The organism is Bacillus halotolerans (assembly GCF_004006435.1).
Taxonomy (GTDB): domain Bacteria; phylum Bacillota; class Bacilli; order Bacillales; family Bacillaceae; genus Bacillus; species Bacillus halotolerans.
Genome location: NZ_CP029364.1, coordinates 619093 through 631822 on the forward strand (window position 1 = coordinate 619093; position 12730 = coordinate 631822).

A 12730-nucleotide genomic window follows, 5' to 3' on the forward strand; every position below is an offset into this window, starting at 1 on the left:
CTCAAAGCGCCCCTTCAGAAACGCCCGCCTCAATGACGACCGTTTTTTCGGCTGTATTCATGGCAGCGTGCGCACCGATCGGAACGGCAATACTCGGCGAACAGTGGCCGATCTTAAACCCTCTAAGAGCAGGCCTTCCGGCGGACACAATATAGTCTTCGAGCACCTGCTCAAGTGTCAAAGATTTCTCCCGCTTCACCGGGATGCAGTTATGAAAATCACAAACAAGAATACCGGCTGCGTCCGCCAGCTTCCCTGCCATTTTCAGCTGATTCAGCATCCGGTCAATTTGATACGGCTCTTCATCAATGTCTTCAATAAACAGGAGCTTTCCCCTCGTATCAATTTCAAACGGCGTGCCGAGTGTCGATGACAGCAAGGAAAGATTGCCGCCGACAAGCTCTCCTTCCGATTTTCCCGGAACAAGCACCGTCAGCGGAGAAAGCTTTTCTGTATAGGTGAATACTGTCTCTTGAAACAGCTGCTCATACGACGCTTTTGTCAGGGGATGAACGTCTTCCAGGCCTATATCTGAGCTGAGCATCGGCCCGTGAAAAGTGACGAGGCCTGTGTTTTGATGGATGGCGGTATGTAAAAACGTAATATCACTGTATCCCCAAAAGATTTTAGGATGTTTGCGGAGCAAGCTGTAATCAATGCCTGAAGCGATCCGTCCCGTGCCAAAGCCTCCGCATGCGCACAGCACCGCTTTCACCTCCTGGTCTTTGAACATCTCGTGCAGATCAGCCAGCCGCTCATCATCCTGTCCCGCTAAATAGCCGTGCTGGTTTTTCAGCGCCTTGCCCAGCTTTACCTGAAGACCGAGCTCCTCTAAAAACAAAAGCGCCGTTTCAAGCTTTTTCGGATCAGGCGGGCTTGCAGGTGCGATGACACCGACTGTATCGCCTTTTTTCAGTGCGTTCGGCTTGTGATTCAACTCCGATCAGCTCCCTTCATTTGCTCTGCACCCTACGTATACGTGAAAATAAGAGAAAAAATACCGCTCCTTCACATAAAGAGAGCAGTATTTTCTCAATCGCCGCGTTAGTTTTTATCGGCCCATTTTAAATCGATGTAGCCGACAGGGTGCCGGACGATGTCCTTTACATGTTCGTTTTGCAGATTGACCTGATTATAGAAATACACCGGAATGATCGGCGCTTCATTGATGAGAAGCTTTTCCGCCTTATGCATGAGTGAAAAACGCGTTTTTTCATCCGCTTCATTTTTCGCCTGTTTCATCAGCTGATCATATTCTTTGTTGGTCCAGCCTGTGCGGTTCATTGAATTTCCTGTTTGGAAGGCTTCCAGAAAACTGATAGGGTCCGCATAGTCAGGCAGAAATGAGCTTTGTGAGAATTGAAACTTAAGCGCTTTTTGCTCCTCTAAAAACACGTTCCACTCCATATTGGCCAGCTTCACATCGACGCCAAGGGTATTTTTCAATTTTTGCTGGATGGCTTCAGCAATCTTTTTATGCTCCGGTTTCGTACTGTAAGTAAGCGTGATCGCAGGCAGCTTGTCATACTTCTCTTCCTTCATTCCTTTTTCCAACAGCTGCTTCGCTTTGTTTCCATTTGGTGTGATCAGGTCTCCGCCCGCTTCCCGGAAATCCTTGCCGTCAGGCTGTGTAAACCCGGGCGAAACAAAAGCGTGTGCCGGTTTTTCATTGTTTTTCGTGACGTATTTTACGATTTCCTTCTGATCAACAGCCATTGCGAAAGCTTTTCTGATGTTTTCATTTTGAAACGGCTCCATATTGACATTAAAGCGGTAAAAGTATAAACCCGCCTGATCAACGATGTGCACGTTGTCTTGATCCAGCAGCTGGTCACTTAGCTCAGCCGGTACGTATGCTGTGTCCAATTCACCGGACTGGAACATTTGGTAATCTGTATTTCTGTCACTCACCATTGCCCATTTCACTTTGTCAAGCTTCACGGTTTCTTTATCCCAGTACGTATCGCTTTTTTCCATTGTGATGCTGTCATCATGCTTCCATTCTGACAGTTTAAACGGGCCGTTTCCGACAAATGTATCGGCTTCAGCAAACCACTTTGGATTTTCTTTGTCGACTTTTTCGTTAACCGGAAAATACGCCGGGTTTGACACCACGCTCAGGAAATATTTTTGCGGTGCGGCAAGCGTCACTTCAAGGGTGTGATCATCCTTTGCCGTCACCTTCACATCGTCTCTTTTCCCTTTTCCGCTGTTATAGGCTTCGCCGCCTTCAATAAAATAGCCGAGAAACGCGGAAGAAGCTCCTGTTTTCGGGTCAAGCATCCGTTTCCAAGCGTATTCAAAATCTCCGGCTGTCACAGGGTCTCCGTTCGTCCATTTCGCATTTTCCCGAATCGTAAATGTGTACGTTTTCTTGTCTTTCGACACAGACCACTTCTCTGCCATCGCCGGCTCCGGTTCATTGTCTTTGCCGAGGCGCGTTAACCCTTCCATGATGTTATTTAACGGCTGCCAAGACACGTTATTAAAACCGATCGGCGGATCAAACGATGTCGGTTCATTTTCATTATTTAAGTACAGTACCTTTTCTCCGCTTGTCTTTGCCTTATCTTCTCCGCTTTCTTTTCCAGCCTGCTCATTAGCTGTACATCCCATCAGCGCAAATGAAAGTCCCAGTGCAAGGCCCATTCCCCATAGCTTCTTCACTCTCTTCATCCTCTTCCCCCTTTTTCGTTATTCATCCTTCGCTCCCGGCAGCACCGCATGCTCAGCCCGTTTATCCTGAAGCCAGCAGTGTACAGCGTGCGTGCCGGATCGAACAGTGTGATAAGGGTATACCCTGTCACACACGATCATTCTGCTCGGACAGCGGGCGGCAAATGGGCAGCCCGGCGGCGGTGAAAATAAATCCGGCGGCGTGCCGTCAATCGGAATCAGCTCCGCGCCCTCAAGATCCAGCCGCGGGACAGAATTCAGCAGCCCTTTTGTATAAGGGTGCTGCGGCTTGTAAAATATATCTTTTCTCGTGCCAATTTCCGCTATTTTTCCGGCATACATAACAGCCACCCTGTCAGCAACCTGGGCAACCACGCCTAAATCGTGTGTGATCAAAATGACAGAAACCTTTGTTTTTCGCTGAATCTCTTTAAATAGTTCCAGTATTTGCGCCTGTATGGTGACGTCAAGGGCAGTTGTCGGTTCATCCGCTATTAAAATATCAGGCTCGCAGATCAGCGCCATCGCAATGACAATCCGCTGTCTCATGCCGCCGCTGAATTGATGGGGGTACTGCTTCAGGCGTGCTTCAGGATCCGGAATGCCGACCAATGCAAGCATGGACAGAACCTCTTTCTCAGCCGCCTTTTTCGTCATCCTTTTGTGACGAAGAAGCGCTTCCGCCAGCTGGTCGCCGACAGTCAGCGTCGGGTTTAGCGCCGTCATCGGGTCTTGAAAAATCATTGAAATGTCCGCGCCCCTTATGCTCCTCATTTCTCTGTCAGAGAGACGGCAAAGGTCTTTGTTTTTAAATAAAATGCTGCCGTCTGTCACCTTCGCTGAATAGGGCGGGAGCAGTCCCATAATGCTTTGAGAGGTGACGCTCTTGCCGCAGCCCGATTCACCGACAATGGCAAAGGTTTCGCCTTTGTACAAATCGAAGCTCACGCCTCTGACCGCCTGAACCGTCCCGCCGTAAGTCGTAAAAGAAACGTGCAAATCATTGACTGACAGAACTTTCTCCATACAGCTACCTCCTTAGCTTAGGGTCCAGTGCATCCTGCAATCCGTCCCCCAGCACATTAAACGCGTACATCGTTAACGAGATGAAAAAGGCAGGAAAGAACAGGCGCCACCAATGCCCGGACAAAATGGTCGGCAGGCCGTCATTCGCCATCACACCCCAGCTGGCAAACGGCGCTTGAATGCCGAGACCGAGAAAGCTCAAAAATGATTCTGCGAATATGGCGGTAGGTACAGTTAAAGTCATTTGTACGATGATCGCGCCCATTGTATTCGGCAGCAAATTTTTGCGGATGATGCGAAAGGTTTTTGCACCAAAGGTTTTCGAGGCGAGCACATACTCGTAATTTTTTATTTGCAGCACTTGGCCTCTTACAATTCTCGCCATGCCGACCCATCCCGTAACAGTCAGCGCTACGATAATGGTGCCGAGCCCCGGACCCATCAAGACCATCAGCAAAATGACAACAAGAAGATACGGCAGCCCGTACAGCACTTCAATAATCCGCATCATGACACTGTCTGTTCTGCCGCCTTTATAGCCGGCAATGCCTCCGTAAATGACACCGATCAAAAAATCAATCAGTGCAGCCATCACTCCGACAAATAACGAAATCCTCGCTCCGTACCATGTTCGTGTAAACACGTCCCGGCCAAGCTCATCGGTACCGAACCAATGATCTGCAGAAGGCGGAAGATTTTGTTCTGTCAGCGATTGGCGCTCGACACTGTGAGGAGATAAAAAAGGACCAATTGCTGCCATCACAAATAGAAATAAAAGAATAAAAAGCCCGGCCATCGCTAGTTTATTTTTTTTCAGCCTTCTCCAGGCATCCTGCGCATAGGATAAACTCGGCCGTTTGACTGAATCGGTCTCTTGGGTCTTTTCCTGATTCGAAACAAACCATTCGTCCGGCACCTGAGCGTGCTGCTGCGGCTGGCGTTCATCTGTTTGTACAGGGAGATTCATACGCTTCACCCTTTCTTATGCAGTTTAATGCGCGGGTCCAGCAGACCGTAGGCCAAGTCGACCAAAAACAGCATTACGATCAAAATGACGCTGTAAAAAACGGTCGTTCCCATAATCACGGGATAGTCCCGCTGATTAATGCTTTCGACAAAATATTTTCCCATTCCGGGAATGGCAAAGATTTTTTCAATCACAAAACTTCCTGTTAAAATGCTGGCAACGAGAGTTCCCAGTACGGTAATGACGGGCATGAGCGCGTTTCTGAGTGCGTGTTTTACGATAATTTTGAGCGGAGACAGCCCTTTTGCTTTCGCTGTGCGGATATAATCCTGTGTCAGGACTTCGACCATGCTTGATCTTGTCAGCCTGGCGATAATCGCCATCGGTCCAACTGCAAGCGCTGCGGTCGGAAGCACCATATGGATCGGGCTCGTCCACGTAGCGGCGGGAAATAGTTTAAAATTGACGGCAAACTGCTGAATAAGCAACGTCGCCATAATGAAATTCGGGATGGAAATGCCGAGTACCGCGAGGCTCATCGCAGCGTAGTCCAAAAAGCCGTTGCGGCGCAGCGCGGCAGTTACGCCAAGTATCAGCCCTGAGATCACAGCAATGACAATCGCTGCCATCCCAAGTTCAAAGGAAACGGGAAATCCGCGTTCCAGCATATCATTTACGCTGTCTGACGGTTTTTTAATAGAAGGGCCAAAATCGAATGTAATGATGGATTTTAGATAGATGATGTATTGGATAATGAGAGGATCGTCTAAGTGATAGTAGGCTTCGAGATTTCTTTGAACCGCTTCATTTGTGCCCCTCTCCTCATTAAAAGGAGATCCGGGAATGACCTTCATCAGAACGAAAGTCAGGGTGGTAATGACCAAAATCGTAGCTGCCATTGCCCAAAAACGCTTCATTATATATCTTGCCAAAGCCTTAACACCCCTTTAGCAGAATGATGTTCGCATTGCCAGTTCAGTCATGACAAGCATAGCCTGATAGGCTTCAAGCATATCCTTCGCCTGAAATTGAACGGTTGTGGTTCCCGGTTTGATTTCTGTACCCGGCATTAGATGAGCCCACTCAGCTTGGCCGTAATTGGCAAATTCAATGCTTAATACAGGCCTGTCAGGCGGTGTAAGCGGTTTAACTTTATCTTTGTTCTGCAAGGCATATGCGGTTTTTTCTGTCAGCAGCCGGCCGGCTTTCGCAGGCGACAGACATTTGACTGCAGACCTTGAAATCGTTTGTTTAACAGCAGCTGTCGTGACATTCGGGATGAGCTCTTCAGCTTCTTTGGCCGCCCGGTCATCACCGGCTACCATTATTACCGGGACATCGTAATAACCGGCAACGTAAGCATTTAATCCAAGCTCACCGACAGGCTGATCATTTATGTAAAAATGACGGACACCGAAAATCATGCTATGAGACATGACACCGGGAGTTGAGGCTCTTGCGTGATAACCGAGAAACAAAGCACCCGTGAAAGTATCATCTAGCCCCTGCACCATTGAAAATGGTTTAACATCGCCGGAGATCAAATCTGCCTCGGGATGAAGCTTTTCAATCATCAAATTATTCATTTTCGAATGGCTGTCATTCACCAGCACCTCCGTACACCCGCTGTTAAACGCTTCGGTAATACAGTAGTTTGCTTCTTCGGTCATGATCAGCCGTCCGCGTTCATAATTACGCTTGCCGGAATCAACAAAGGTATCATCCGGAAGACCTGAAATACCCTCCATATCTACTGACATGTACAGTTTCATAACGCTCCTCCTTTTTTACTAAATTATGAATATTCTAACAGATTATATTAAAAAAAGAGGAAAAATGCAATATAGCTGGGAAAAATCACTAACGTTCAGAGATAAAAAAGAATCCTCTTTCAAGGATTCATGTTTCTTTTGCTGCCTGTTCTGTCAGCTGCTCATATTTTTCGAGTGTTTTTTCAAATACTTGATCAAAAACATGCGGCACAGAGGCACGTATCACCGCCGCTCCCTCCCCTGTAATTCCGCCTTTCGTTGCAACACGGTTCAGCGTCTCCTCAAAGGACATCTTCTTTTCGATCAGCAGCTTGCCTGTCCCATACAGTGAGTGTATCAGGAAATCAAAGGCTTCTTCTTTTGTCAGGCCGCTGTTTCTCACAGCCGACAGCGCTAATTCTTCAAACACTGCGGCGATGAAGCCCGGAGCAGAGCTCGTCAGATTACTGGCGGCATCCAAATTTGATTCTTTTATTTCTCGCACACTGCTGAAAGCCGATAACAATTCATACAAACGTTCTTTCTTCTGTGCCGCCAGTGCTTCACTGTGAACAACCAGTGAGATGCCGGCTTCCGCTTCAGATGTAATGGCCGGAATCAACCGTGATATTCCAGCTGCCGTTTCAGCCTCTAAAAGCCGCAGAGGCACACCAGCCGCAATGGATACAATATGAGTATTCCGGTTCACATACGGGTGAAGCCGGCGTACTGTTTCAATGACATGGAGCGGCGGGACACATATAAAGATCAAGGCGCACTTTTCCGCCCATATCTCAAGCGGTTTTGCCGAAACGTCTGGATAATCAGCGAGCAAAGCCTGAAGCCGCTCTCCCTTAGTTCTTGTCTCAACAAACAGCTCATTTTCCTCTACTTGTTTATGCTTCAACAGCTGCCTGGCGATCATATCCGCCATGCTGCCATATCCTATCAATCCGATTGACTCCATCGTTTCAGCCCTTTCATGTACAATATTCCTTATAAAGTGTACCGTTTTTCGCACTTTTTCACAATTTCCCATAATGTTTTCATTTTTATCCCACAGTTTTTGTTTATGATAAACTCAAGTCATAAAACTGCCATAATCAAAATGTAATGAGTTGAAAATAGAGAGAAACGGAGTGAACATGATGGATAACTATCGTGACGAAAATAGAACAGAAGGACAAGAGAATGAGGTTTTTTTAACGAAAGAGAATGATCAAAACCCGTCTTACTCAGCCCGCAATGTGATTCATGATCAAGAGAAGAAAAAACGCGGATTCGGATGGTTCAGGCCGCTGCTTGGCGGAGTCATCGGCGGAAGTCTCGCCCTTGGCATTTATACGTTCACACCGCTTGGCGACCACGATTCTCAGGACGCACCGAAACAGACGTCCAGCCAGCAGCAAACTCAATCTGTTACAGCTAAAAGCACATCCTCTGAATCAAGCAAAAGCTCGACAAGCTCATCTGCATTTAAGAGCGAGGATTCTTCTAAAATCTCAGATATGGTGGAAGATCTTTCACCGGCGATTGTTGGCATCACAAACCTTCAGGCTCAGTCAAACAGCTCTTTGTTTGGCTCTTCCGGTTCCAGCTCTGATTCAAGTGAAGATACAGAAAGCGGCTCAGGATCGGGTGTCATTTTCAAAAAAGAGAACGGCAAGGCTTATATTATTACGAATAACCACGTTGTAGAAGGCGCAACTTCACTCAAGGTGTCTTTATACGACGGCACTGATGTGACAGCTAAGCTCGTAGGCAGTGACTCTTTAACAGATTTAGCTGTTCTTCAAATCAGTGATGACCACGTAACAAAGGTAGCAAACTTCGGTGATTCATCAGATCTCAGAACAGGCGAAACCGTCATTGCGATTGGAGATCCGCTCGGAAAAGACCTGTCTCGCACAGTAACACAGGGAATTGTAAGCGGCGTGGATAGAACAGTTTCAATGTCAACCTCAGCCGGTCAAACAAGCATTAACGTGATTCAAACTGATGCCGCGATTAACCCGGGTAACAGCGGCGGTCCATTGTTAAATACAGACGGTAAAATTGTCGGCATTAACAGTATGAAAATCAGTGAAGATGATGTTGAGGGCATCGGATTTGCCATTCCAAGCAATGATGTAAAACCGATAGCTGAAGAATTGCTGTCTAAAGGGCAAATTGAACGTCCGTATATCGGTGTCAGCATGCTTGATTTAGAACAAGTGCCGCAAAACTATCAGGAAGGCACACTCGGCCTGTTCGGCAGCCAGCTGAATAAGGGCGTATATATCCGCGAGGTCGCTTCCGGCTCTCCTGCTGAAAAGGCTGGATTAAAAGCAGAGGATATTATCATCGGCCTTAAGGGCAAAGAAATCAATACAGGCAGCGAATTGCGCAATATCCTATATAAAGACGCAAACATCGGCGACACCGTCGAAGTGAAAATTCTCAGAAACGGAAAAGAAATGACGAAAAAAATCAAACTCGATCAAAAAGAAGAAACACCTTCTTAAGAAAAGCGCCTCAGGCCGCAAAAGCTGCCTGAGGCTTTTTATTAGATAAAAGACCTATACACTCTACGAAACTTTCTGCCGAGACACCCGTATATGATACAGGCTGACATCATTCTAATCAGATGCTTGAAGCATTGTTTAAAAAGGAGGAATGACATGAAAACCGTAGGATTGAGCATAATTTGCGCAGGATTGGCTTTTCTGATGCTGAGCTTTCTCCTTCCTGCATCAACATTGGCATGGGGAGTTACACTGGGGACCAGTATTCTATTAAACATAACAGGCACTGCTGTGATTATGCGTTTCTTAAAAAACCCTCAATCTAACAGCTGATTTCAGTAGCGCCTAAGACGAAAGCTTTTAGGCGTTGCCGTTTTTATTTCAGCTCGCCTGAACCGCAGTGCAAGTTCACAGTCCCTTCTTCTCTTCTTCTACCATCCATATCAGCATCTTTCACTTTGATCATCATGCAGAACATAAAAAACCCCTGTCCGTAATGGACAGGGGTTCAGGTTAGGACATATGCTGGTCTCTATAGAGTCTTTTATTTTCAATCCCGTACGATTTCTGTACGATGTAAAGCGGCCGGTCTTTGGCTTCATCATAGATTCTGCCGATATATTCACCAATCATGCCCAGTATCAGAAGTACGATGCCGCTGAACAGGAGCTGGATGACGATAAGCGATGACCAGCCGGTAATGGTGCTGTCGGTGAACAGCTTCAAATACAGTACGATAAACATATACAGAAATCCTGCGCCTGACATTAAGACCCCGACATAGCTTGCCAGCTTCAGCGGTTTATGTGAAAATGTCGTAATGCCGTCCATTGAAAGCTTCAGCATTTTCTTAAGCGGGTATTTCGTTTCTCCGGCAAGCCTTTCATCACGTACATACTCAACTGCCGTTTGTTTGAAGCCTACCCAGCTGACGAGTCCTCGGACAAAAGGGTTTTTTTCCTTTAATTTTTTCATTTCATCACAGACTTTTCTGTCCATGAGACGGAAATCCCCGGTGTCAATCGGGATATCAATATCTGTCATGCTGCTGAGAAGCCGGTAAAACATGGCCGCTGTCTGTTTTTTGAAAAAGGTTTCCCCTTTTCGTTTTGTCCGTACGGCGTATACGACCTCATAGCCTTCCTTCCACTTTTCAATCATGTCTAAAATTAACTCAGGAGGGTCCTGCAGATCGGCGTCAATGACGGCGATTGCATTCCCCTGTGCATAATCCATTCCCGCTGTAATCGCGATCTGGTGCCCAAAATTCCTGGAAAAATCAATGATTTTCACTCTCGGATCAATCAGACTGTGTTCTCTTAAAATCTCAATACTGCGATCTTTGCTGCCGTCATTGACAAATAGCAGCTCATAGTTTTCCTTCGTTTGATCCATGACCTCTTTTAAGCGCTGATAGGTTTCATGAATGACAAGCTCTTCATTATACACAGGTACCACAATTGAATATTGAATATGTCTGCTCATGTTTTTTTCCTCCTATTCATCAGCATGTAGTTCGTATAATGCAGCTGACTGGTTCATTCCGCCAGGCCCGCCGCCCATTTTGCCGGTTTGGCCTGAAGCGTTGCTCTCGCTTGACGTACCTGATGAATCAGTCTGATCAGATGATGTCTGCTGATCAGCGCTTGACTGCCATTTATCAGAAGAAACTTTCTTGCCGTTTTCTTGAACCCATTCGACAATTTCATTGTTTCCGCCTTTCCCCATTCCTGAAGCCAAGAAGTATTTCACTTTTCCTTCTTTTACGAGCTTTTTAAATTGAGTCAGCGTGATGGCCGGGTCAGAACCGCTGAATCCGCCGATCGTCATGACGGCCTTTTTCGTTTTGATGATATACGGAGCCGCTGTGTTTGAATCAGTTGTGGCGAATAAATATTCCGCTCCGGAGTTGTTTTCTTCTAAATACTCAATTAATTTTTCATTTACACTCGACTCGTTCATTCCCATGCCTTTTCCGCTGCTTGAAGAGAGCTGCGGCCCTGTTTCAGGAAGAGAGCTGTTTCCTCCGTACAGGAGAGGTGTGCTTGCCCAATAAATCGGCATCACAAGCAATACGAGAAGACCTGCAAGTGATATATAATATGTGAGCGGTTTTTGGCGCTGTTTAAAAATCAAAAGAGCAATGGCAGATAACGCACCGATAACCCCTACGCCGATACTCCATCCAACACCGATTTGATCGTTGTAGTTTCTCAGAATAAACAATTCAAATCCTGTTGTGGCAATCATCGCCGCCGGCAAAAGCCAAGACTTCCAGCCTGTATGGTTTCGGTATAACTGAACGAGCGCAACCCATCCAGCTCCGATAAGTGCAGCAATCGGCGGCGCCAGCATAATGAGATAATAATGATGGAAAAATTCTGCTACGCTGAAGAATCCGGCAATCGGCACAAGCCATGCAACCCAGAACACCGTCTCCTTCTGATCAACAGATAATCTTCTTCTTTCTCGCGCGCCTGCAATCAGCAAGCCTGCAATTCCAAAAAGCGCAAATGGCAGCAGCCAGCTGATTTGATCAGATAGTTCTTGTTGGAAGAGCCGAAGCGGGCCAGGTGTTCCCGTTCCGAACATTCCTGTACCTGATTGCATTTTCGATCCGCCTGAACCGCCCTTACCTCCGTCGCCGCCAGGTCCGCCTTGTCCGCCATCTCCTCCGCCGTTTGGAGGGCCTCCTTGACCGCCGCTTGGCATTTCCCCATTGGATGGCGGTGCCGTCATATTGCCATTTGCAGATTTGTCATCGTTTGATGAGCTGCTGCTTGATGACTGATTAGGCGGTGCCTGAGCGTCAGATGAACTGTTCTCCGAAGAAGGCATTTCTTTTGCTGCGTCTTTGCTTGACCCGCCCTGACCGCCGCCGGAATTTTGTCCTGTCAGCCGCTGAATTCCGTTGTATCCGAAAGCCAATTCCAAAACAGAGTTGGTCTGGCTGCTTCCGACATAAGGGCGTTTGCTGGCAGGGATATTGTCAACGATGAGCGGCCATGATAACGAAACTGCCGCTAATACGACTAATGCGCTTCCTAATGAAATGATTTTTCTCTTGATTGTGGCATTTGCCGCAATCAGGTAGAACAATAAGAAAGCCGGTAAAATCATATAAGCTTGAAGCATTTTTGTGTTGAAACCTGCACCAACGACGAAAAATGCTGCTAACAGCCAGATCAGCTTTCCTTTTCTGATGGCTTTAAAGAGAAGCCATGTAGCCAGCAATAAGAAAAATACCAGTAATGCATCAACATTGTTTGTCCGGGCCACAGCCACCGCAATCGGTGTACATGCCATGATGAAAGAGGCGATTCTTGCTGCCGTCTTACCGAATGTCGGTTTTATTAACAGATACATTAAAAGGACAGAACCTACACCAGCAAGTGCCTGAGGCAGGATGACGCTCCAGCCGTGCATACCGAATATAAGTGCGCTGATGGTTTGTATCTGGAACGTAACAGGCGGTTTATCAACCGTTATAAACCCTGCCGCATCGAATGAGGCATAGAAAAAATTATGAAAGCTTTGCATCATACTTGTGACTGCAGCGGTGTAATAAGGATTCACCGTATCATCATTCCAGATGTTATAGATATTTAAAAATGCAGATGCGAGCAAAATGAGAATCAGGAAGATGTCCAGCTCGCGTTTTTTCTTTTCCACGTGTGTCTCACTCCTTTTCGTCTAACTTTGAAATAGTGTAACAAGCAAATATGAAAAAACTATTAATAAACAAAGGCAATATTTTTGCCAAAACCAATTCATACGATCAGTCCATAAAAGCAAAAGTTTTCGGG

General features: G+C 46.6%; 11 protein-coding genes and 1 pseudogene. 2 read left to right on the top strand and 10 right to left on the bottom strand.

Features of this window, described 5'->3' with window-relative positions; translation table 11 throughout:
• Position 1: 1 nt before the first annotated feature.
• The 7 genes from DIC78_RS02955 to proG all read right to left on the bottom strand — a co-directional run bounded on the left by DIC78_RS02955 (position 2) and on the right by proG (position 7387).
• Positions 2–937, bottom strand: coding sequence for a S66 peptidase family protein (locus DIC78_RS02955; protein ID WP_106022236.1), 936 nt, complete (start codon positions 935–937; stop codon positions 2–4).
• A 107-nt stretch (positions 938–1044) separates the two neighbouring features.
• Positions 1045–2676 (bottom strand): dipeptide ABC transporter substrate-binding protein DppE, encoded by a 1632-nt coding sequence (dppE, locus tag DIC78_RS02960; protein ID WP_095713479.1) that lies wholly within the window; start codon positions 2674–2676, stop codon positions 1045–1047.
• An 18-nt stretch (positions 2677–2694) separates the two neighbouring features.
• On the bottom strand, positions 2695–3702 hold the full coding sequence (locus DIC78_RS02965; protein ID WP_106020436.1) for an ABC transporter ATP-binding protein: 1008 nt from the start codon (positions 3700–3702) through the stop codon (positions 2695–2697).
• A gap of 4 nt (positions 3703–3706) precedes the next feature.
• Positions 3707–4669, bottom strand: a complete 963-nt coding sequence (gene dppC / locus DIC78_RS02970) for a dipeptide ABC transporter permease DppC (RefSeq protein WP_024121102.1) — start codon at positions 4667–4669, stop codon at positions 3707–3709.
• A 5-nt stretch (positions 4670–4674) separates the two neighbouring features.
• Complete coding sequence (dppB, locus tag DIC78_RS02975; protein WP_044156207.1) at positions 4675–5601, bottom strand: dipeptide ABC transporter permease DppB; 927 nt, start codon at positions 5599–5601, stop codon at positions 4675–4677.
• Between the two features lie 15 nt (positions 5602–5616).
• Entirely contained in the window at positions 5617–6441 is an 825-nt protein-coding gene (gene dppA, locus DIC78_RS02980) for a D-aminopeptidase DppA (RefSeq protein WP_024121100.1), read from the bottom strand.
• A gap of 127 nt (positions 6442–6568) precedes the next feature.
• Positions 6569–7387 carry a pyrroline-5-carboxylate reductase ProG gene (gene proG / locus DIC78_RS02985; RefSeq protein ID WP_024121099.1) on the bottom strand — a complete coding sequence of 273 codons (819 nt, stop codon included), beginning with the start codon at positions 7385–7387 and terminating at the stop codon, positions 6569–6571.
• A 181-nt stretch (positions 7388–7568) separates the two neighbouring features.
• On the opposite strand from proG, the gene htrA reads away from it, so the two are divergent.
• Positions 7569–8924: a serine protease HtrA gene (gene htrA / locus DIC78_RS02990; RefSeq protein ID WP_106022237.1), complete on the top strand. Its 1356-nt coding sequence runs from the start codon at positions 7569–7571 to the stop codon at positions 8922–8924.
• A 156-nt stretch (positions 8925–9080) separates the two neighbouring features.
• On the top strand, positions 9081–9257 hold the full coding sequence (locus DIC78_RS21515; RefSeq protein WP_164848133.1) for a hypothetical protein: 177 nt from the start codon (positions 9081–9083) through the stop codon (positions 9255–9257).
• A 180-nt stretch (positions 9258–9437) separates the two neighbouring features.
• Here DIC78_RS21515 and DIC78_RS02995 read toward each other — a convergent pair whose 3' ends face one another.
• The 3 genes and pseudogenes from DIC78_RS02995 to DIC78_RS21725 form a co-directional block, all read right to left on the bottom strand.
• On the bottom strand, positions 9438–10409 hold the full coding sequence (locus DIC78_RS02995; RefSeq protein ID WP_105953633.1) for a glycosyltransferase family 2 protein: 972 nt from the start codon (positions 10407–10409) through the stop codon (positions 9438–9440).
• A gap of 12 nt (positions 10410–10421) precedes the next feature.
• Entirely contained in the window at positions 10422–12596 is a 2175-nt protein-coding gene (locus DIC78_RS03000) for an ArnT family glycosyltransferase (protein WP_106020443.1), read from the bottom strand.
• A 7-nt stretch (positions 12597–12603) separates the two neighbouring features.
• Positions 12604–12699 (bottom strand): annotated as a pseudogene (locus DIC78_RS21725) (hypothetical protein); the annotation flags it as partial.
• Positions 12700–12730: the final 31 nt, after the last annotated feature.

Bases quoted from the DNA above. Each gene is read 5' to 3' on its own strand.
- proG (WP_024121099.1), bottom strand. From the start codon at position 7,387: ATGGAGTCAATCGGATTGATAGGATATGGCAGCATGGCGGATATGATC.
- dppE (WP_095713479.1), bottom strand. From the start codon at position 2,676: ATGAAGAGAGTGAAGAAGCTATGGGGAATGGGCCTTGCACTGGGACTT.
- dppC (WP_024121102.1), bottom strand. From the start codon at position 4,669: ATGAATCTCCCTGTACAAACAGATGAACGCCAGCCGCAGCAGCACGCT.
- DIC78_RS02965 (WP_106020436.1), bottom strand. From the start codon at position 3,702: ATGGAGAAAGTTCTGTCAGTCAATGATTTGCACGTTTCTTTTACGACT.
- htrA (WP_106022237.1), top strand. From the start codon at position 7,569: ATGGATAACTATCGTGACGAAAATAGAACAGAAGGACAAGAGAATGAG.
- DIC78_RS02995 (WP_105953633.1), bottom strand. From the start codon at position 10,409: ATGAGCAGACATATTCAATATTCAATTGTGGTACCTGTGTATAATGAA.
- DIC78_RS21515 (WP_164848133.1), top strand. From the start codon at position 9,081: ATGAAAACCGTAGGATTGAGCATAATTTGCGCAGGATTGGCTTTTCTG.
- dppA (WP_024121100.1), bottom strand. From the start codon at position 6,441: ATGAAACTGTACATGTCAGTAGATATGGAGGGTATTTCAGGTCTTCCG.